General features: G+C 63.8%; 19 protein-coding genes. 12 read left to right on the forward strand and 7 right to left on the reverse strand.

Going from position 1 to position 19,693, the window contains the following annotated elements:
- Window positions 1–57 precede the first annotated feature (57 nt).
- The 3 genes from chrA (at window position 58) to AC3YMN_RS08430 (ending at window position 3,978) form a co-directional block, all read left to right on the forward strand.
- A complete protein-coding gene (chrA, locus tag AC3YMN_RS08420) occupies window positions 58–1,278 on the forward strand; it encodes a chromate efflux transporter (protein ID WP_489889666.1) in 1,221 nt (406 codons plus the stop codon).
- A gap of 186 nt (window positions 1,279–1,464) precedes the next feature.
- The gene (gene typA / locus AC3YMN_RS08425) at window positions 1,465–3,276 is read left to right on the forward strand and encodes a translational GTPase TypA (RefSeq protein ID WP_127754726.1); all 1,812 of its coding nucleotides are present in this window, start codon (window positions 1,465–1,467) and stop codon (window positions 3,274–3,276) included.
- A 93-nt stretch (window positions 3,277–3,369) separates the two neighbouring features.
- Entirely contained in the window at window positions 3,370–3,978 is a 609-nt protein-coding gene (locus AC3YMN_RS08430; RefSeq protein ID WP_489889667.1) for a DedA family protein, read from the forward strand.
- A gap of 39 nt (window positions 3,979–4,017) precedes the next feature.
- Here AC3YMN_RS08430 and AC3YMN_RS08435 read toward each other — a convergent pair whose 3' ends face one another.
- A complete protein-coding gene (locus AC3YMN_RS08435; protein WP_489889668.1) occupies window positions 4,018–4,515 on the reverse strand; it encodes a DUF3597 domain-containing protein in 498 nt (165 codons plus the stop codon).
- A 153-nt stretch (window positions 4,516–4,668) separates the two neighbouring features.
- Here AC3YMN_RS08435 and AC3YMN_RS08440 point away from each other — a divergent pair, with 153 nt between their 5' ends.
- The 4 genes from AC3YMN_RS08440 to AC3YMN_RS08455 all read left to right on the forward strand — a co-directional run bounded on the left by AC3YMN_RS08440 (window position 4,669) and on the right by AC3YMN_RS08455 (window position 8,333).
- Window positions 4,669–4,959 (forward strand): YggT family protein, encoded by a 291-nt coding sequence (locus AC3YMN_RS08440; RefSeq protein WP_489889669.1) that lies wholly within the window; start codon window positions 4,669–4,671, stop codon window positions 4,957–4,959.
- Window positions 4,960–5,005: 46 nt separating this feature from the next.
- The gene (locus AC3YMN_RS08445) at window positions 5,006–5,296 is read left to right on the forward strand and encodes a DUF167 family protein (RefSeq protein ID WP_489889670.1); all 291 of its coding nucleotides are present in this window, start codon (window positions 5,006–5,008) and stop codon (window positions 5,294–5,296) included.
- A 126-nt stretch (window positions 5,297–5,422) separates the two neighbouring features.
- Window positions 5,423–7,564 carry a sodium-translocating pyrophosphatase gene (locus AC3YMN_RS08450; RefSeq protein WP_489889671.1) on the forward strand — a complete coding sequence of 714 codons (2,142 nt, stop codon included), beginning with the start codon at window positions 5,423–5,425 and terminating at the stop codon, window positions 7,562–7,564.
- 217 nt (window positions 7,565–7,781) lie between these two features.
- Entirely contained in the window at window positions 7,782–8,333 is a 552-nt protein-coding gene (locus tag AC3YMN_RS08455; RefSeq protein ID WP_489889672.1) for a dihydrofolate reductase family protein, read from the forward strand.
- Here the strand turns inward: AC3YMN_RS08455 and AC3YMN_RS08460 are convergent.
- The gene (locus AC3YMN_RS08460; RefSeq protein WP_489889673.1) at window positions 8,330–8,788 is read right to left on the reverse strand and encodes a MarR family winged helix-turn-helix transcriptional regulator; all 459 of its coding nucleotides are present in this window, start codon (window positions 8,786–8,788) and stop codon (window positions 8,330–8,332) included. The genes AC3YMN_RS08455 and AC3YMN_RS08460 overlap by 4 nt on opposite strands.
- A gap of 75 nt (window positions 8,789–8,863) precedes the next feature.
- Here AC3YMN_RS08460 and AC3YMN_RS08465 point away from each other — a divergent pair, with 75 nt between their 5' ends.
- A complete protein-coding gene (locus tag AC3YMN_RS08465) occupies window positions 8,864–9,406 on the forward strand; it encodes a cytochrome b (protein WP_489889674.1) in 543 nt (180 codons plus the stop codon).
- On the opposite strand, the gene AC3YMN_RS08470 is transcribed toward AC3YMN_RS08465, so the two are convergent.
- The 4 genes from AC3YMN_RS08470 to AC3YMN_RS08485 all read right to left on the reverse strand — a co-directional run bounded on the left by AC3YMN_RS08470 (window position 9,403) and on the right by AC3YMN_RS08485 (window position 12,515).
- A complete protein-coding gene (locus AC3YMN_RS08470; RefSeq protein WP_489889675.1) occupies window positions 9,403–10,002 on the reverse strand; it encodes a chloramphenicol phosphotransferase CPT family protein in 600 nt (199 codons plus the stop codon). The two genes, AC3YMN_RS08465 and AC3YMN_RS08470, sit on opposite strands and share 4 nt — an antisense overlap.
- Window positions 9,999–11,369 (reverse strand): serine hydrolase, encoded by a 1,371-nt coding sequence (locus AC3YMN_RS08475; protein ID WP_489889676.1) that lies wholly within the window; start codon window positions 11,367–11,369, stop codon window positions 9,999–10,001. The genes AC3YMN_RS08470 and AC3YMN_RS08475 overlap by 4 nt, the downstream gene beginning before the upstream one ends.
- A gap of 65 nt (window positions 11,370–11,434) precedes the next feature.
- Window positions 11,435–11,968 (reverse strand): inorganic diphosphatase, encoded by a 534-nt coding sequence (ppa, locus tag AC3YMN_RS08480; protein WP_127754715.1) that lies wholly within the window; start codon window positions 11,966–11,968, stop codon window positions 11,435–11,437.
- A 94-nt stretch (window positions 11,969–12,062) separates the two neighbouring features.
- The gene (locus AC3YMN_RS08485) at window positions 12,063–12,515 is read right to left on the reverse strand and encodes a universal stress protein (protein ID WP_489889677.1); all 453 of its coding nucleotides are present in this window, start codon (window positions 12,513–12,515) and stop codon (window positions 12,063–12,065) included.
- A gap of 126 nt (window positions 12,516–12,641) precedes the next feature.
- Here AC3YMN_RS08485 and AC3YMN_RS08490 point away from each other — a divergent pair, with 126 nt between their 5' ends.
- Window positions 12,642–13,154, forward strand: a complete 513-nt coding sequence (locus AC3YMN_RS08490; RefSeq protein WP_127754713.1) for a hypothetical protein — start codon at window positions 12,642–12,644, stop codon at window positions 13,152–13,154.
- 1 nt (window position 13,155) lies between these two features.
- On the opposite strand, the gene AC3YMN_RS08495 is transcribed toward AC3YMN_RS08490, so the two are convergent.
- Complete coding sequence (locus AC3YMN_RS08495) at window positions 13,156–13,596, reverse strand: tellurite resistance TerB family protein (protein WP_127754712.1); 441 nt, start codon at window positions 13,594–13,596, stop codon at window positions 13,156–13,158.
- 200 nt (window positions 13,597–13,796) lie between these two features.
- Here AC3YMN_RS08495 and AC3YMN_RS08500 point away from each other — a divergent pair, with 200 nt between their 5' ends.
- The 3 genes from AC3YMN_RS08500 to AC3YMN_RS08510 are packed head-to-tail and all read left to right on the forward strand — an operon-like array spanning window position 13,797 to window position 19,577.
- Complete coding sequence (locus AC3YMN_RS08500) at window positions 13,797–14,603, forward strand: ImuA family protein (protein WP_489889678.1); 807 nt, start codon at window positions 13,797–13,799, stop codon at window positions 14,601–14,603.
- Window positions 14,488–16,158, forward strand: coding sequence for a Y-family DNA polymerase (locus AC3YMN_RS08505; RefSeq protein ID WP_489889679.1), 1,671 nt, complete (start codon window positions 14,488–14,490; stop codon window positions 16,156–16,158). Before AC3YMN_RS08500 ends, AC3YMN_RS08505 begins: the two co-directional genes overlap by 116 nt.
- Window positions 16,155–19,577 (forward strand): error-prone DNA polymerase, encoded by a 3,423-nt coding sequence (locus AC3YMN_RS08510; RefSeq protein WP_489889680.1) that lies wholly within the window; start codon window positions 16,155–16,157, stop codon window positions 19,575–19,577. Before AC3YMN_RS08505 ends, AC3YMN_RS08510 begins: the two co-directional genes overlap by 4 nt.
- Window positions 19,578–19,693 lie beyond the last annotated feature (116 nt).

The raw sequence follows: 19,693 nt of genomic DNA on the forward strand, positions 1-19,693 counted from the left end.
CCGCTGGTGAGCGGTGGCGTTATCGCGCTGTCATAACTTGAGGCTAAGGGTGCGCGGATGAGCCGAGCCGACGCCCCCACCGCCCCGCCTGCCGGCACGCCGGGCGAGGTTTTCGCCGCCTTTTTCGCCCTGGGACTGACCTCCTTTGGCGGCCCCATCGCCCATCTCGGCTATTTCCGCGACGAACTTGTCGCCCGCCGCGGCTGGGTGGATGAGCATGGCTATGCCAAGCTCGTAGCCTTGGGGCAGCTCCTGCCGGGGCCGGCCTCCAGCCAGGTCGGTTTTGCCCTGGGCGTGGTGCGCGCCGGCTGGCTCGGCGGGCTGGCAGCTTTTGTTGGCTTCACCCTGCCATCGGCCCTCCTGATGCTGGCCTTCTTTGCCGGCCTTCTTGCCCTTCAGGGACCAGCCCTGTCTGGGGCGCTCCATGGCCTTGAATTGGTGGCGGTGGCTGTTGTGGCCCAAGCCGTCTGGGGCATGCGCGGGGCGCTCCTCACCACGCCCTCCCGCCTTGGCGTGGCTGCCCTGGCGCTGGTGTTGCTGGCGCTGGTGCCCGGCATTGCCGGGCAGCTTTTGGTGATGAGCCTTGGCGCGCTTTGTGGCCTTCTGCTGGGCTGGGGCAACACCAGCGGAACCAGCGCTTCCGTGCCTGCCGGAGCCTTGTCGATGCGTATGGGCATCGCCCTCCTTGCGGCCTTCGCCCTGCTGCTCCTTAGTCTGCCGCTGCTCGCCGCTGCGGGGGTGGGCGGCTTTGCCGTGCAGTTCCTTGATGCCTTTTATCGCACCGGCGCCCTGGTGTTCGGGGGCGGGCATGTGGTGCTGCCCTTGCTGGAAGACAGCGTGGTGGCGCCCGGCTGGGTGTCGCCGCCAACCTTTCTGGCCGGCTATGCCGCCGCCCAGGCGGTGCCGGGGCCGCTGTTTACCTTTGCCACCTTCCTTGGCGCTGCCGCCGCCCCGTCCGGCTACACGCTGCTGGGTGCGCTCGGCGCAACGCTCGCCATCTTCGCGCCCGGCTTGCTGCTGATGGGGGCAGCCTTGCCGTTGTGGCGCCGCCTAGCCGCTGTTCCCGCCATTGCCCACCTGATTGCGGGCGCCAATGTGGCGGTGGTGGCGCTGCTGGCTGCCGCCTTGTTTGATCCCGTGGCCACATTGGCCCTGCGCACCCCCTTGGATTATGCCCTCGCCGTAACCATGTATTTACTACTCGCGGTCGGTCGCGTGCCGCCCTGGATTTTGGTCGGCGCGACCGCGCTTGGTGGATGCCTTTTGGCCCTTGTGTGACGCGGTGCATTGCCGCCCTGCAGTCACAGGGATTGTCCGATGGCGCTAAAACCTGTAATAGCCGCGACAAAAGCGCCGGTCCTGCCTGTTAGCGGGTGGCGTTGTTGTTTTCCTTCATGGTTCAACTCGTTGTCGCCGCGTGGCGGTTTGTGGGCGTGAATCATGCATTCAAAGGCTCCGCCCCTAATGTCCTTGCGCAATATCGCCATCATCGCTCACGTTGACCATGGCAAGACCACCCTGATCGACGTGCTGCTCAAGCAGTCCGGCTCGTTCCGCGAAAATGAACGCGTCGAAGAGCGCGCCATGGACAGCAATGACATCGAGCGCGAACGTGGCATCACCATTCTCGCCAAGGTGACCTCGCTGCTCTGGAAAGACACCCGCATCAATATCGTGGACACCCCCGGCCACGCCGATTTCGGCGGCGAAGTGGAGCGTATCCTCTCCATGGTCGATGGCGTGGTGATCCTCGTCGATGCCGCCGAAGGCCCGATGCCCCAGACCAAGTTCGTGCTTGGCAAGGCGCTGGCCCAGGGCCTGCGTCCCATTGTGGCGATCAACAAGATCGACAAGTCGGACGAGCGGCACCTCGAAGTGCTCGAAGAAATCTTTGATCTCTTCATCGCCCTCGACGCAACGCCCGAACAGCTCGACTTCCCAATCCTTTATGGCGCTGCCAAGCAGGGCTGGATGAGTGCCGATCCCGCCGGTCCCAAGGAAAGCCTCGCGCCGCTGCTCGACAAGGTCATCGAGCATGTGCCCGAGCCCAAGGTCGAAACCGGCCCGTTCCGCATGCTGGTCACCACCATCGAGCGTAATGCCTTTCTCGGCCGCATTCTGACCGGCCGCATCTTTTCGGGCTCGGTCAAGGCCGGCGATCCCATCCATACGCTCAGCCGCGAAGGCAAGATCGTCGAAAAGGGTCGCGTCTCCAAGGTGCTGGCCTTCCGTGGCCTCGAGCGCACGCCCGTCGATGTCGGTGAAGCCGGCGACATCGTCGCCATTGCCGGTCTCGAAACCTCGACCGTTGCCGACACCATTTCCTCGCCGACCAATATGGAGCCGATCGCCTCCAAGCCGATCGATCCCCCGACCCTGTCGGTCACCTTCCGCATCAATGACGGCCCACTGGCCGGCCGCGAAGGCGACAAGGTGCAGTCCCGCGTGATTCGCGAACGCCTGATGCGCGAAGCCGAAGGCAATGTCGCCATCAAGGTGACACCGGGCGACGACAATGACAGCTTCGACGTGGCTGGCCGCGGCGAATTGCAGCTGGCCGTTTTGATCGAAAACATGCGCCGCGAGGGCTTCGAGCTGACCATCGGCCGCCCCAAAGTGCTGATGAAGGAAGAAAACGGCGTCAAGCTTGAGCCGATCGAGGAAGTCATCATCGACGTCGATGACGAGCACACCGGCACGGTCGTCCAGAAGATGACCGAGCGGAAGGGCGAGCTGGTCGAAATGCGCGCTTCGGGCGTTGGCCGTACGCGTATTCGGCTCCTGGTGCCGACCCGCTCGCTGATCGGCTACCAGCCTGAATTGCTGAGCGATACCCGCGGCACGGCCATCTTCAACCGGCTGTTCCACTCCTTTGCCCCGTTCAAGGGCGAACTGCCTGGCCGTCGCACCGGCGTTCTGATCTCCAACGGCACCGGCCAGTCCGTCGCCTTTGCGCTGTGGAACCTCGAAGATCGCGGCCCGATCATGATCGATGCTGGCGTCGACATCTATGAAGGCATGATCATCGGTGAGCACAGCCGCGACAACGACCTTGAAGTGAACGCACTCAAGGGCAAGCAGCTGACCAATATCCGCACCACCTCCAAGGATGAGGCGGTTCGCCTGACCACGCCCAAGAAGCTCACCCTGGAGCAGTCGCTCGGCTATATCGCCGAAGACGAATATGTCGAGGTGACCCCCAAGTCGATCCGCCTGCGCAAGATCTGGCTCGACCCCAATGATCGCAAGCGCGCGCTGCGCTCCAAGGCCGGCTAAAAAACACCAGGGGCTCCGTTGGAAACAATGGGGCCCTTACCCTTTCTTGGCGTTTTGCGGTAATGGTGCGCCCCATCGGAGACGGAGTGGATCATGAGCGAGTGGATCATCGGCACCATTACCCAATGGAGCTATGTGGGGATCTTTCTCCTGATGGTGGCCGAGAACGTCTTTCCACCCATTCCGTCCGAGCTGATCATGCCCTTTGCTGGCTATGTCGCCGCCAGCGGCGAGCTTAATGGCTGGGGCGTGCTGCTCGCCGGCGTGCTGGGGTCGCTCGCGGGCACGTCGGTCTGGTATTTCGCAGCGCGCCTTTTGGGCCTGCATCGCTTCACCCTGCTTTGCAACCGCCTTGGGCGCATCGCGACGGTCAGCGAAGACGATATCGACAAGGCCGTGCACTGGTTCGACCGCCATGGCATCTGGGCGATCCTGGTTGGGCGCTTGATCCCCGCCATCCGCACGCTCATTTCCGTGCCGGCCGGTCTTGCTGCCATGCCCTTTGGCCGCTTCATCACCGTTTCGGCGATCGGCACCGTGCTCTGGACGGGGCTGCTGACCGCGTCGGGCTATCTGCTCCACGAAGGCTATGAAGCCGTCGAGGCCTGGGTCGATCCGGTCTCCACCGGCGTCGTGATCCTTGCCGTCGTCATCTATCTCTATCGCTTCGCCACCTGGAAGCCGATCAAGGATATCGGCTAGAACAGGCGCCCGGCCAGAAGCCGGACGCCGTTTGGCTGTTTAAAGCAGCTCTGCCGGCACCTTGCCGCCATTGTCGGCCAGCTTCTGGATTACCGCCTTGTGCAGCCAGATGTTCATGGCCGCGCTGTCCTCGGTGCTGCCGGTGTAGTTGAGCTCCTGGGCCAGCTCCTTGCGGGCGGCGAGGCTGCTGTCGATACCTAGAGCTTTCATCAAATCGACGATGGATTTGCGCCAGTCCAGCGTTTGGCCGCTCTTGGCCACCGCGGCATCAAGGATCGCAGCCACGTCGACCTGCGCCCCGCTGCTGGCGCCAGTCGCCGCCGGGGCCGCTGCAGCATTGCCCTGGGCGGCTGGTGCTGTTGGCACCGGCGAGGGAGCTGCGGCCGGCGACGCGGCAGCGCCGGCGGGCTGGCGGCTTGGAGCTGGTGCGGCCGGGGCAGCGCTTGGGGATGCCTGCGCGGGGGCCTGCGCGACGATTGTGGGCTGCGCCTCGTGCTTGCCGAAGATCTTGTCCTTGATGTCGCTGAAAAAACCCATTGCTTGGTTCCTGTTTGTTGTTGGAGCCACTCAACGTCTCGGGCGCAACCCTGTTCCGGGGATCGTCGCTGCCAGCCTTGCATGGGCACTCTTGCCGGAGCGACGCCGAAGCCCTAGATAGCGCCTAGTTATTTCGCGAAGGATCATCCGCTCATGGCCGCCGTCCTCGATGTCATCATGGTTGTCCTCCAGCTCTACTGGTGGATCGTGCTGATCATGATCATCATGAGCTGGCTGATCTCGTTCAACGTCATCAACACCCGCAACGAATTCGTCGCCGCGGTGTGGCGCATGGTCAATCAACTGACCGAGCCGGTGCTACGCCCGATCCGCAACATGCTGCCCAATTTCTCGGGCCTCGATATCAGCCCGATCGTGCTGTTCTTGATCATCTTCTTTATCCAGCAGGTGATCCTGCGCTACGGCTATCCCAACGTCGTTTGAGCCAACGCTCCCCTGGCGGATCGATGCCGCCGGGCTGACCCTTCTCGTGCGCGTGCTGCCCAATGCCGGGCGCACCGCCCTCGACGAGATCATGGTGCTGGGTGACGGGCGCGCGGCCCTCAAGCTGCGCGTTGCTGCCATCCCCGACAAGAACAAGGCCAATGACGCGGTAATTGCCCTCCTCGCCCGGACGCTGGGCATCTCGCGCTCGGCTCTGCGCATCACCTCTGGCGCCACCGCCCGCCTCAAGACCCTTCACATCACCGGCGACGGCCTGGTTCTGGCAGCCCGGCTCGCCGCGTGCTTTGCCGAGGGCCGCGACAAAACATCGCATTAGCGATTGCCTTGCCGCCCAATCCCCCGCATCATCGCCGCTGAGGGGGTTCGTGGAGGAGCCGGCTCCGCCGATTGGAGGATCGGCGCACCGGGAGCGGATCCCTCAAGGCATTGAGGGGACTTGTGCATGACTTTAGCTTTGTGGCTGATCGTCGTTTGTGGCGGTCTGAGTGTTGTTTATGGCGTGATCACCACGCGTACCCTGTTGGCCGCCGATCCCGGATCGGCGCGCATGCAGGAAATCTCGGCTGCCGTGCGTGAAGGCGCCTCGGCCTATCTCAAGCGTCAATACACCACCATCGCTATTGTCGGCGTGGTGATCTTCATCGCCGCCTGGCTGTTGCTGGGCACCTATGCCGCCATCGGCTTTTTGCTGGGCGCCGTGCTGTCCGGCGCTGCCGGCTTTATCGGCATGAATGTTTCGGTGCGCGCCAATGTGCGCGTCGCCCAGGCCGCCACCACTTCGCTCGCCCGCGGGCTCGATCTCGCCTTCAAATCGGGTGCCGTCACCGGCATGCTGGTGGCGGGCCTCGGGCTCCTCGGCATCACCGTTTACTTCCTGCTGCTGACCGGCATCGGCTATGCGCCCACCAGCCGCACCGTAATTGATGCCCTCGTGGCGCTGAGCTTTGGCGCTTCGCTCATCTCGATCTTTGCGCGCCTGGGCGGCGGCATATTCACCAAGGGCGCCGATGTCGGCGGGGACATGGTGGGCAAGGTCGAGGCCGGCATCCCCGAAGATGATCCGCGCAACCCCGCCACCATTGCCGACAATGTTGGCGACAATGTCGGCGATTGCGCGGGCATGGCCGCCGATCTGTTCGAGACCTATGTGGTCACCATCGTTGCGACCATGGTGCTGGCCGCCATCATCCTGCCCGAGACGCTGAAACTCGCCGGCATGGTGCTGCCCCTCGCCATTGGCGGGGCTTGCGTTTTGACCTCGATCGCCGGCACGTTTGCGGTGAAACTGGGGGCCAGCAACAACATCATGGGTGCCCTTTACAAGGGCATCATCGCCACCGGCGTGCTGTCCCTGATCGTCCTCGTGCCCGTGCTCTGGCTGATCTTTGGCGACATGAACCTTCTGATCGAAGCCAGCGACAAGGTCTTTACCCCCTGGTCGCTGTTCTGGTGCGGGGTGACGGGGCTCGCCATCACCGGGCTCATCATCGTCATCACCGAATATTACACCGGCACCGGACGCCGCCCGGTCAATTCCATCGCCGAAGCCTCCGTCACCGGCCACGGCACTAATGTGATCCAGGGCCTTGCGGTATCGCTGGAATCCACCGCGCTGCCGGCGCTGGTGATCATTGCCGGCATCATCATCACCTATTCGCTGGCGGGGCTCTTCGGCATTGCCGTCGCGGTCGCCACCATGCTGGCGCTGGCTGGCATCGTCGTCGCGCTTGACGCTTTCGGGCCTGTCACCGACAATGCCGGCGGCATCGCCGAAATGGCGGGCCTGCCCGCCGAAGTCAGGCACAACACCGACGCGCTCGACGCCGTTGGCAACACCACCAAGGCCGTCACCAAGGGCTATGCCATTGGCTCGGCGGGGCTAGGGGCGCTGGTGCTCTTTGCCGCCTATACGCAGGACCTGATCTACTTCTCGGCCCTGCCCGATGCCCCCGCGATCTTCCAGGGCATGGGCACGCTCACCTTCTCGCTCGCGGACCCCTATGTGGTGGTGGGCCTGCTCTTTGGTGGCCTCTTGCCGTTCCTCTTTGGTGGCATGTCGATGACGGCGGTGGGGCGCGCCGCCCAATCGGTCGTGGTGGAAGTGCGCCGCCAGTTCAAGGCCGATCCCGGCATCATGGCCGGCACTTCCAAGCCTGATTATGCCCGCGCCGTGGATATGCTGACTAAAGCCGCCATCCGCGAAATGATTGTGCCGTCGCTGCTCCCGGTGCTGTCGCCCATTGTGGTGTTCTTCCTGATCAACTGGATCGCTGGTCCCGCCGCCGGCTTTTCCGCCCTCGGGGCCATGCTGATGGGCGTGATCGTCACCGGGCTTTTTGTCGCCATCTCCATGACCGCCGGCGGCGGCGCCTGGGATAATGCCAAAAAGAGTTTTGAGGACGGCTTCACTGACTCCCACGGCTTGGTGCACCACAAGGGCAGCGACGCCCACAAGGCCTCCGTCACCGGCGACACTGTCGGCGATCCCTACAAGGACACGGCTGGCCCCGCCGTTAATCCGATGATCAAGATCACCAATATCGTCGCCCTGCTACTGCTCGCCGTCCTGGCGCACTGGGGCTAGCAAGGCATCCGCCTCGACCGAAACTGAAGAAGGCCCGGGGTGTTTCCCGGGCCTTCTTGCCATCAGCCGGGAACCCGAAGCTCCCTTGCCCACGGAAAACACCGACTGAACCTTTCGAGCTAACGGAGGGACCCCCAACAAAATCGCCGCAGAATTGTCGAACTCGGGCCGTTCTGTGCGTCGCAAGAGCAAGTGTCATCCCGATCAGGACAACATCATGCGAAAACTCATAGCCGGCCTGTTTTATTCCGTGGATGGGGTCGCCGAGGCGCCCGATCAGTTTCAATTCGATAGCTTTGACGAGGAACTGGGCGCCCTGATGGACCAGACCATCAGCAGCATCGATGCGGTCTTGATGGGTCGCGTCGGCTTTGAGCAATGGGCGAGCTATTGGCCCAATGCCAGCCAGGACCTCGATTTTGCCGAGTTCATCAATGGCGTGCCCAAATATGTCGCCTCCGAAACCCTGACCCCGCCGCTTGCCTGGAGCAATGCCGAGCTGATCGAGGGGGACCTGCTCGATTTCGTACGCCGGCTCAAGAACCAGCCCGGCGGCGATATCGCCGCCATGGGCGGGTTGTCGCTGGTGCGCCAATTGATGCTCGCGGGCCTCATGGACGAGCTGGTGCTGATCATGCACCCGGTGATTGCCGGCAAGGGGCGGCACCTGTTCGGCCCCGATGATCCGGCCACCCGCCTCGAGCTCAAGAATATGGAGCGCACCAGCAAGGGCAATGCCATCCTCACCTATAGCCGGCGCGCCGATTAGGCGGTCGATGGGGCAAGGGCTGGATCCTGCTGTTCCAGTGCCGCGATGATCTTGCCGATTGCGGCAAAGAACGCCGCCTGTTCGGCGCTGGAAAGGCTCGCCAGGGCCAGAGCATTGATCGTGTGCACCACCCGCTCCACCTCGGGCAGCAGGGCCAGCCCGGCAGGGGTGAGCGCTACGAGCGCGCTGCGCCGGTCCCCCGGGTCGGGCCGGCGGCTGATGAAGCCGTCGCGCTCCATGCGGTTGAGCGTTGCGGCCATTGTTGGTTGCTCCACGGCCGCGCGGCGCGCCAGTTCCTTTTGCGTCAGCGTTCCCCCGTCGCCCAGGGCGAACATCACCGGCATATAGGCGGGCGCAATGCCGGTGGGCTGCAACTGGCGGTCCAGTTCGCGCGCAAACAGCCGCGCGGCCCAGTTGGCGAGGTACCCCGCCGAAGTTTCACGGCTCAGTGGCATTTACATAGCTTGCTATCTTTGTTCATAGTATGCTATGTATAGGCCGTCCCTCCAGCCGGCACAAGGATCACTCCCATGTCGCTCAAGAGTACGCCGCGTCGTTATGGCACTATCGCCATCCTCATCCATTGGATCACCGCGGCGGCCATCGCCGTCATGCTGGGTACCGGCCTGTCTGCCAGCAATGCCAGCAATGCCAGTGATCCGGCGACCGAAGCGGGCTTGCTGCGCTTTCATGCCATTGTCGGGGTTTGCATCGCCGTGCTGACCGTGTTCCGCATTGTCTGGTGGGTGTTCTTCGATCGCCGGCCCGAGGATGGTGCCAGCCCCTCGCGGCTCGAGCACCTGGCGGCCCGCAGCGTGCACTATGGGCTTTACCTGGTGATCCTTGTCATGGTCGCGAGCGGCATGGGCACCCTGATCACAACCGGCGGTAATCTGGTGCTGTTTGGCGGCGGCGGTGCCTTGCCCGATTTTGCCCTGGCACCACCCTTTACCGTGCATGCCATCGTGGCGCGGCTGCTGCTGATCCTGGCGCTCGGCCACATCGCCGCCGCGCTTTATCACCAGTTCATCCGCCGCGACAATTTGCTGGCCCGCATGGGGCTGGGGCGCTAGAGCCGGGCGAGCTGGGGCAAGGCCGTTTTGGGCCGGGTCAGCGCCTCCGCGATCACGGCCACGCAGTCCTGTGGGCTCATGCTGCCCGTGTCCACTTCCCCATCATAGATGCCGGGCTGGTGCACCGCCTCCTGCCAGCGCAGCACCGGTGCGGGAACACCTGGTCCCGCGGCATAGAACCCGTTTTGCGGATCGGCATTGCGGCGCGCCATGATCGTCTCGATCGGGCAGCGCACGCCTATAAGCAGTGCATCGAGCCCCGCTAGCTGCCGCGCCGAGCGCGGCAGGATCCCGAGGGGTGCCGAATAGCCGTCGTGGTGCCCGACATCCGCAACCACGTCAAAACCTTCGCGGGCATGCGCGGCGATCGTGGCGTAAAGCGCGTGATAAAGCCGGACCACCACCGGCTCGAGATCGCGCCGCTCACCGCCCGGCCGCAGCCCAATTCCCGGGCGCAGCACTTCGGGCAGGGTGGCGTTCTGGCCATCCACCCCTAGATTGATCCATTGCCCGGGCAGGCTGTCCTGCATGGCCCGGGCGATGCTCGATTTACCCGAGCGCGGCGCGCCATTGAGGATGACAATACGGCCGCTCATTGCCGCTTGCCGGGAATATCCTGGCCATTCTGGTGCAGCACGAGACCGGTGACCTGCCCCTCGGCATCGAGCTCGAAGCTGATCTGGGCGTCTACCACGGTGTAAAAGAACTCGGTTTGGCTTTGCGGCAGCACTTCCAGCCGCTCTTGCCCGCTCGCCTGCACGAAGAGCCGCCCCCCTTCGCTCGTGACCACCAGGTCGAATTCGGGCCCCAGCCGATAAGTGCCGGCATAGCGCGGCAGCAGCCCTGGATCGATGCTGACCGGCTCTCGCCGATCTGGTTGTGGCGCCGGCGGCAGGCTGGGCTCGAGCAGGTGAAAGCCCAAATCCTCGATCCCGGTTTGCGTCACCGCATTGGCCAGCACCACCGCACCCGCTTTGCTTTCGGGCGCATAGCCGATGAAGCTGTTGAAGCCCCCCGTGATGCCATTGTGCCAGATCAGTGGGCCGGTTGGGCCATTAAGCACCATCCAGCCCAGCCCAATCCGCATATTGGGCGAACCAGCCGGTCGTTGCTCGGCCAGCATCAGCGCGAAGGCTGGAGCGAGATCGGTCACCACGGCGCCGCTGGCGGCCTGGACGAAGCGGGTGAGATCGGCGGCGGTGGAGCAATAACCACCCGCCGGGGCAAACACGTCAAAGCCCCAATGGGGTACCGCACTGCCGGCCCGGTCATGCCCGGTGGCAAACCGCCCGGGATCGACCGGCACAAGGCCAGTCTCGGTCATGCCCAAGGGCTCAAGAATGCGCTCGCGCACGAGATCGGCGTAGGGTTTCCCTCCGGTATGCTCGAGCGCCAGTCCGAGGAGCGCCGCCCCGGTATTGGAATATTCAAATTGGCTGCCCGGTTCCCGGGGCAGCGTGTAGCCCGCCAGAAACGCCAGCAGCTGTTCGGCGCTGTAGCCGCGATATGGATCGGCGGGATCAGCCACGCCCAGATCGGGGGGAATGGCGGGCAGGCCCGCACTGTGCGTCGCAAGATCAAACAGGGTAATCTCGCGGCCGGCAAGGCTGGGTACCGCCGTGCCGGCCGGCAGGTAGTTGGCAACGGGTGCATGAAGGCTCACCGCGCCATCGAGCACAAGTTGGGCCAGCAGCAGATTGGTGAAGAGCTTGCTGATCGAGCCGATCTCGAAGATCGTCGTTTCGCTTACCGGCGCGCCGCCCTGGGCAACAACGCCATGGGCGGCAAATTGGACCTCCCCATTGTGCAGCCGGGCCGTCGCAATACCCTTGCCTTGCCCGGCGCGATCGAGCCGGTCAGCTAAAGCCGCAGCGATGTCGGGCGAGGAGGATGATGCTGTCTGGGCCAGCGCCGGGGTGGCGCAAAGGCCCAGGGTAAGCAGCGTTGCAGTTCGACGGTTCATCAGGGGCCCTCGCAGGTGCATTGCTCGAAAGCTGCACCCGCGTTGCGGCCAAGATGGGGCAGGGCCTATTGGGCGCCCTTGGCCATCTCGATGGAATCGAGAATCACCTTGCGCGCATCGGCCAGATTGCCGATCCGGTCGATCTTGGCCCATTTGCCGGGCTCGAGATCCTTGTAGTGCGTGAAGAAGTGCTTCACCCGCTCAAGCTGGATTTCCGGGAAATCCTCGATATCGAGGATGTTGTCATACATGCGCGTCAGCTTGGATACGGGCACCGCGATGATCTTTTCATCCTGCCCGCCATCGTCTTCCATGAACAACACGCCGACCGGGCGCGAGCGCACCACGGCGCCCGGTACCAGCGGGCGCGAATTCATCACGATCACATCGAGCGGGTCGCCGTCGCCACACAGCGTATGGGGCACAAAGCCGTAATTGCCGGGATAGCGCATTGGGGTGTAGAGGAACCGGTCCACGAACAGCGCGCCCGAGGCCTTGTCGATTTCGTACTTGATCGGCTCGCCGCCCAAAGGCACTTCGATGATCACATTGAGGTCTTCGGGCGGGTTCTTGCCGATTGGAATGGCGTCGATGTTCATTGGGCGTTCAGCCTTGGTTCATCTGGGTGGCGAAAAGGTGGCGGCCTTGTTGCCCAGAACCGCCAGCAAAAGCAAGCCTCTTGCCTTTAGTGGCTTATTTGACCACCAAAACCGGCACTTTGGCGCGCGCCAGCACCTCGGCCGCCTGGCTGCCCAGCAATAATCGCCCTAGTCCCCGCCGCCCATGCGAGCCCATCACGATCAGATCACTTCCCTGCTGCTCGGCCGTTTCGATGATGCCGTCAGCCGCTAGATGGTCGGGCAGGTGCAGCGTTTCCGCAGCCATTCCAAGGGCTTGCGCCTGCCCCTGCGCCGCCGCCAGTACCTTGCCGGCACGTTCGCGATAGCCATCCTCGAGCTGGGTGATCAGCGGCCCCGCATCGATCTGGCCAAATCCACCCGTGCCCCCAACCATGGTCGTCACCGGATCCGTCACGGTCAAAACGGTCACCTTTCCGCCACTGCCCTTGCCTAGGTTGAGCGCCGCAGCGAGGGCCTTGTCGCCCAGTTCGGAGCCGTCGGTGGCGATGAGGATGTTGTTGAACATCGGCGTTTCTCCCTGTGATGGAATGGCTTGCAACGGTTTTGTAGCAGAAACACAAAGGTGGCGAATTTGATCTCGATCAGAATGGCAGGGCTATTTTGCCTCGGTGCGGCATGGGGGGCCAGTGCCTTGGCGACCCCCGCCCTGGCCCAATCGGGTTTCAACAGCGCCTATACCGATCTGGATCTGAACGAGTGCCTCGTGCTTGACGCCGACGATTTCGGCGCCAGCTGGGCCTGCCCCGGCTATAAAGGCTTTCCGCTCAAGGTCATGGAAGGGGACCTGCGCTTTTCCCTGGCCTATGGCTTTGGCGACAACAACGAGAACGGCGCCCAAACCCTGCCGCCCTTCAACCGCCTCGGCCCCAAGCTGGAATGGCGGCTGTCCAACGCCTCAGGCCGCTGGCTGCCTATCGCGACCATCGTGCGCTACCACACTGCCGATGCCGAAACGGGCGAAGACAGCAACGAGATCCTGGTGGTTAGCCAGATTGCCGAAGGCAATTCCTGTCACATCGCCTATGTGGACGCCTTGGCTAATCCCGATGCCAACGAGTTGGCGCGTGCCGCCGCCGACCAGGCTGGCGAGTTCGATTGTGCGCTTGATGAAGCCAAAACCATCGGCACCTTCAAGGCCTGGTAGCTCAAGAGGATCGGGATTTGCCGATCTGGTTGCGCAGCACGGTGCGTTCGCGCGAAGGTACGCCGATCAGCTCGGCGATGCGCCAGACCATGTTGTCCTCAAGTTCGTGATTCTTGCCATCGGCAAACACCACTTCCCACATCATGCGGATGATGGCGATGCGATCCTCGAGCTCCAGCGCGGTTAAGGCCGAGGTAAAGCGGTAGAAATCCACCGCCTCGGCATCGCGCATGGCGCCTTGCCGCACCAGTTTATCCACAGCCGCTTCATCGAGTTGGTAGTGGCTCATCAGCGCAGTCTTGATGGCCTGCTGCTCTTCGGGCTTCATCTGCCCGTCTACCGATGCCAGATGCACCAGGAGGGCTGCTGCCGCCAGTTGCGGATCATGCTCGTCCATTGCCGTTTCTGGTTTTGCAAACAAGCGAGTAAGGGCGTCGAACATGCAAAAAACCTCTGCCGGCATCTGGCCTTTCGGCGGTAAGAGGAAAGCGCTAAGGCGCGGTTAGCGTTCCATCCTTCATTGCGAGGGCGGTGGATGGCAAAGGTTAACCTTTTCCCCAACCTCGCAAAAAGACTCGGCTTGACTCCGGAACCCGGTCCGTAGTGTTCTTGTTTTGTTCTGAACCAAGAACCGAAAGCCCCATGAGCGACCTTGACCGCCAAACGCGCCTTGCGGCGCTGCGCACCCGTATTGCCGATCTCGAACGCCGCCCGGCCTTGGCCGAAACGGCGGCACCGGGAGCGATGGCGGGCGGCTTTCCCCTGGCTGGCCCGGGGGTGGTGCATGAAGTGTTCGCCGATGAACGGCGCAATGGCGGCGCTGTGCTGGGGTTTGCGCTGGGGCAGGCGCGGGGATTGCTGGGGGGCACCCGCCAAGCAGTGGTTTATCTGCAGATGACGGCCGATGCCCAGGAAATGGGCCTGCCCTATGGCAGGGGGCTGCAGTTTTTTGGCTTTGATGCCAAGGACCTGGTGCTGATCCGCCCGGCCAATATCGCCGAATTGCTGTGGGCAGCTGAAGAAGCGCTGGGCTGCGGGGCGGTTGCGGCCGTGGTCGCCGACGTGGCGGGCCAGCCCAAGATCCTCGATTTCACCGCCAGCCGGCGCCTCAGCATGCGCGCCCAAAGCGGCGGGGCATCGGTGTTTCTGCTGCGCTATGGGCGCTGGCGCGAATCGAGCGCCGCGCAGTTGCGCTGGCATGTGGCGCCGGTTTTGAGCGCCCCCACCCCCTTTGATGCCCGTGCCCCAGGGGCGAGCCGCTGGAGCGCCCGGCTGGAAAAGGGCGCGCTTGGGCAAAGCCATGGCGGCGAATGGATCCTGGAGTGGACAGAAAATGGCTTTCGAGCAGAGCAAGCAGCCCGCCCCGGTGTGGATGGAACAACGGGGAGCACGCCGCTTCCTGGCACTTTACCTGCCCGATTGGGCGACCGACTATCTCAAGCGGGCTGATCGGCGGCTGCAGTCACCCCTGGCGCTGTTTGAGCGCATCAAGGGGGGCATGCGGCTGGCAGCGGTGGATCGGGAAGCGGCGGCGGCCGGGCTCAGCCCGGGCCAGAACCTGGCCGATGCGCGCGCGCTGGTGCCCAATCTGCACACGCTGCCTATCGACCGGCCGCTCCTGGAAGCCGCCTTTGCCGATTTTGCCGATTGGCATTCCAATGCCAGTCCGCTGGTCGCGGTGCTGCCCGATATAAGCGCCTTTGGCGATCTGGTGCTCGATATCACCGGAGTATCGCATCTGTTCGGCGGCGAGGAAGCGATGCTTGCAACCCTGCTCAAGCGGCTGGCGGTTCTGGGCTACCGGGTCCAGGGAGCGGTGGCCTCCACTGTGGGCGCGGCCTGGGCTGTCGCCCATTTTGCCGCCAACCAGGTGGTGGCTGCGGCCGATACCGAGCGGGTCTTGGCGCATCTGCCGGTCGCCGCGCTTCGCCTCAGCCCGATCCAGATTGCCGGGCTCAATGCAATGGGGCTCAAGCAGGTGGGACAGGTGCGGACGCGCGAGCGCAAGGCCCTGCAGGCTCGGTTCGGTTTGTCGCTGCTGACCCGGCTCGACCAGGCCTATGGCGCACTCGAAGAACGTCCCGTACCCCGCCTGCCCCTGGCCGAACGCTATGCCGAGCGGCGCTTTGCCGATCCGATCGGCTTGATGGACGATGTGCTGATGTGCGCCCATGACCTGGCGGTGCAGATCGGATTGCGGCTCGAAAGCGAAGGGCTGGGCGCGCAAAGCTTTCATCTGTTCCTCTATCGGGTGGACCACAAGGTGATGTGCCTGTCGGTCAATGCCGCCCGGGCCACGCGCGACCCTGCCCATATTGCGCGTTTGTTCGCCCATCGCTCCGAGCGGCTGGGCGGAGATTACGATGCGGGGTTCGGCATTGATGCGATCCGGCTTGCTGCCAGCTCAGTGTCCCCGCTCGATGCCGTGCAGGTGGGCGCCTTTGCCGCTGCCGATGGGGCACAGGATCTGGACCGGCTTTATGACCGCATGGCCAGCCGCCTGGGGGCGCTGGCGGTGCTGCGCACCAAATTCAGCAATACCCATATTCCCGAGCGGGCCGTGCGGCTCGAACCGGTGATCGCCCGCACCCCTGACGATCCCGAAGCGCTGCCCGATCCCGGCCGGGCGCGGCCTCTGCGGCTCCTGCCGGTGCCCGAGCCCATCACCATCACCGCCGCACAGGTGCCCGATGGTCCTCCCGCCGGCATGATCTGGCGGCGGGTTGGGTACCAGTTCATCAAGACCTCGGGGCCCGAGCGCCTGGCGGCCGAATGGTGGCGCAGCGGCCAGCGCCTGCAATTGGTGCCACCGCAGGGACAGGGGAGCAAGCCGGGGCAGGCTCAGCCCTATCTGCCCCAATTGGCGCGCTTTGATCCCGAAGCGCAAACGCGCGATTATTTCATTGCCGAGGATGATGGTGGGCGCCGGTTCTGGCTCTATCGGCAGGGCTTTTATGGCGGCGCCGCGGGGCCCTCCTGGTATTTGCACGGGTTCTTTTCATGAATGAGGTGCTGTCATTTCCCCGTTCCGGGCGCGGGCGGGAGCAGCCGCCGGCGCCGCAATTTTCGGAACTGGTGAGCACCAGCAATTTCTCGTTTCTGCGCAGCGGTTCGCACCCCGAAGAGCTGGTTTCGGCCGCCATTCACTATGGCATGACCGGGCTCGGGCTATGCGATCGCAACAGCTTTGCCGGCGTGGTGCGCGGCTACATGGTGGCGCGAGACATGGGGCCGCAGGCGCCCGGCTTTCGTTATCTCGTGGGCGTGCGGCTGGTGTTCAGCGACGGCACGCCCGACATCATCGCCTATCCCAGTGACCGGCAGGCCTATGGCCGCCTGTGCCAGCTGCTGACGCTGGGCAATGGGCGCGGGGAAAAGGGCGCTCCGGTGCTTTATCTCGCCGATCTTCTGGAAAAGAACGCGGTGGGGGAACAGCCGGTGGCGGGGCAGCTCCTTATTCTCATGCCCGATGAAAGCGATTGGGATCTGACCGAGCGCACGCTGCAAACCCTGGCCGGGCGGGCCAAGGGGCGGGTGTGGGTTGCTGCCGCCCCCCGCTATGCCGGCGCCGATCGGGCCCGGTTCAACCGCATTGCCGAGATGGGGCACCGGCATGGCGTGCCCATGCTCGCCACCAATGACGTTTTATACCACGAGCCCAACCGGCGGATGGTGCAGGATGTGGTCAGCTGCATCCGTCAGCACCTGACCCTCGAAACCGCTGGCCGGCGGCTCGAAGCCAATGCCGAACGCCATCTCAAACCCGGCCGGGAAATGGCAAGGCTCTTTGCCGAACATCCCGATGCTCTCCGGCAAACCCAGCTGCTGATGAGCCGGATTGGGTTCTCGCTCGACCAGCTCAAATACAACTATCCCGAGGAAACGGTCGGCAATGGGGAAACCGCCCAGCAAACCCTTGAGCGCCTGACCTGGGCGGGGGCCGCCAAGCGCTTCCCTCAAGGGGTACCCGACGAGGTCAAGCGCATGATCTGGAGCGAATTGTGCCTGATCGCCTATAAGCGCTATGCGGCCTATTTCCTGACGGTCCATGACATCGTGATGTTTGCCCGCTACGAGCGCAAGATCCTGTGCCAGGGGCGTGGTTCGGCGGCCAACTCCACCGTCTGCTTTTGCCTTGAGATCACCGAGGTCAATCCGGTCACCGGCAATCTGGTGTTCGGGCGCTTCATTTCCACCGAACGCGACGAGCCGCCCGATATCGACGTCGATTTCGAGCATGAGCGGCGCGAAGAGGTGATGCAATATGTTTACCAGAAATATGGGGGCAGGCGCACGGGCCTCACCGCCAATGTGATCTCCTATCGCTCCAAGAGCGCCATGCGCGAAGCCGCCAAGGTGTTCGGGGTGGCCGAGGATACGGTGGCCGCGCTCAACCAGATGCAATGGGGCTGGGGTGCCCCTTTCGATCTGCGCGAAGTCGAGCGGATCGGCATGCATCCCGATGATCCCGTGCTCGCCCAATTGTTCGAGGTCACCAAGGTTCTGCATGGCTTTCCGCGCCATTTGAGCCAGCATGTGGGTGGGTTCGTCATCACCCGGGACTCGCTGGAAAGCCTCGTGCCGATCAGCAAATCGGCCATGGAAAGCCGCACCATCATCGAGTGGAACAAGGACGATATCGACGCGCTGGGCATCCTCAAGGTCGATATTCTGGCGCTCGGCATGTTGTCCTGCCTGCGGCGCGCCTTTGAGCTGATGCACCGCCACTACGACCAGGAGATCCGGCTGGTGGACCTTCTGGCCGAAGAAACCGATCCCGATCAATCCAAGAAGGCGCGGGTTTATGCCATGACCCATCGCGCCGATACGATCGGGGTCTTCCAGATCGAAAGCCGGGCGCAAATGTCCATGCTGCCGCGCATGCGCCCGAAACAATTCTATGACCTCGTGATCGAGGTGGCCATTGTGCGCCCCGGCCCCATCCAGGGCGGCATGGTGCATCCCTATTTGCGCCGAAGGCTGGGCAATGAGGAGGTGACCTATCCCAGCCCGGAGCTGAAGGCCGTGCTCGGGCGTACGCTGGGCATTCCCCTGTTTCAGGAACAGGCAATGCAGATCGCGGTGGTGGGTGCGGGCTTTTCGGCCGGCAAGGCCGATCAGCTGCGCCGCGCCATGGCGGCTTGGCGGCGGACCGGCCAGATCGCCCAGTTCGGCGAAGAGTTCATCGCCGGCATGCTGGCCAATGGCTACCAGCTCGACTTTGCCAAAGGCTGCTTTGCCCAGATCCAGGGCTTTGCCGAATATGGCTTTCCCGAAAGCCATGCGGCTTCGTTTGCGCTGCTGGTTTATGCGTCCTGCTGGCTCAAATGCCATTATCCCGATGTGTTTGCCTGTGCGCTACTCAACAGCCAGCCTATGGGCTTTTACGCGCCATCCCAGATCATCCGCGATGCGGTCGAGCATGGGGTGGAAGTGCGGCCCGTCGATATCAACCGCTCCGACCTCGAACATGTGCTGGAAGGCAATAGCCGCCCGGCGGCCGAGCATTTGTGGGTGCAACATGCCGAAATGGCGGGCGATATCCGCTCCACCCATGCCATCCGGCTAGGGCTGTCGGCGATCAAGGGCCTAAAGGAGGACCACGCCAACCGCCTCGTCGCGCGCCGCGGGCGCGGCTATGATTCCGTGCGCGATCTGTGGCTGCGCACCGGGCTGCCGGTGGCGAGCCTTGAGATCCTGGCGCAGGCGGATGCCTTTGGTTCGTTGGGCTTGTCGCGTCGCGATGCGGCTTGGGCGGTCAAGGGACTAACGGCAACGGCCGGCGCCGAAACCCTGCCCCTGTTTGCCGCCGCCCCCCTTGCGCCATCCTACGGGGAAGGGGAAGCCGATGCCGAGCTGCCGCCTATGCCCCCGGGCGAGGAGGTGATCCATGATTACCGCCATCTCAGCTTTTCGCTGAAAGGCCACCCGCTGCATTTTGCCCGCCCGCAGCTGGAGCGGCGCGGCGTGGTCAAGGCCAGCGCCTTGCTCGGGCTCGCTCCCGGGCGGCAAGTGGAAGTTGCGGGCCTCGTGCTGGTGCGCCAGCGGCCCGGCACTGCGCAGGGGGTGATCTTTGCGACCCTCGAGGATGAAACCGGGGTGGCCAATGTGATCGTGTGGCCGAAGGTGTTTGAAGCCAATCGGCGCGTCGTGCTGGGGGCACGCATGCTGGCGGTCAAAGGCGAGCTGCAGCGGGAGGGCCTCGTGATCCATATCGTGGCGCGGCAGCTGACGGACCTGACACCAACCCTCTTGGACATTGCCGATGGTCATCCCTTGGGCGATGCCGTGTTGGCGCGTGCGGACGAAGGGCGCACCGGCACCCCGGGCAGCCGGGGACCGGAACGAGACCAGTTGCGCCACGAAGATACAGCCCGCCGCCACGCCCATGCGGCCTTGCCCAGCGGACGCAATTTTCACTAGGCGGGTCGTTCCTGAAAAAGCTCGCAAGCGGCTTTCCGGTATCGCTCTCGGTAATTTACGTATTGAGGACACGATCTCAAGCCCTCCTTAACCTCGATAAGGTTTGATTGGCCGAT

It is taken from the genome of Devosia sp. Z11_6 (assembly GCF_058133665.1).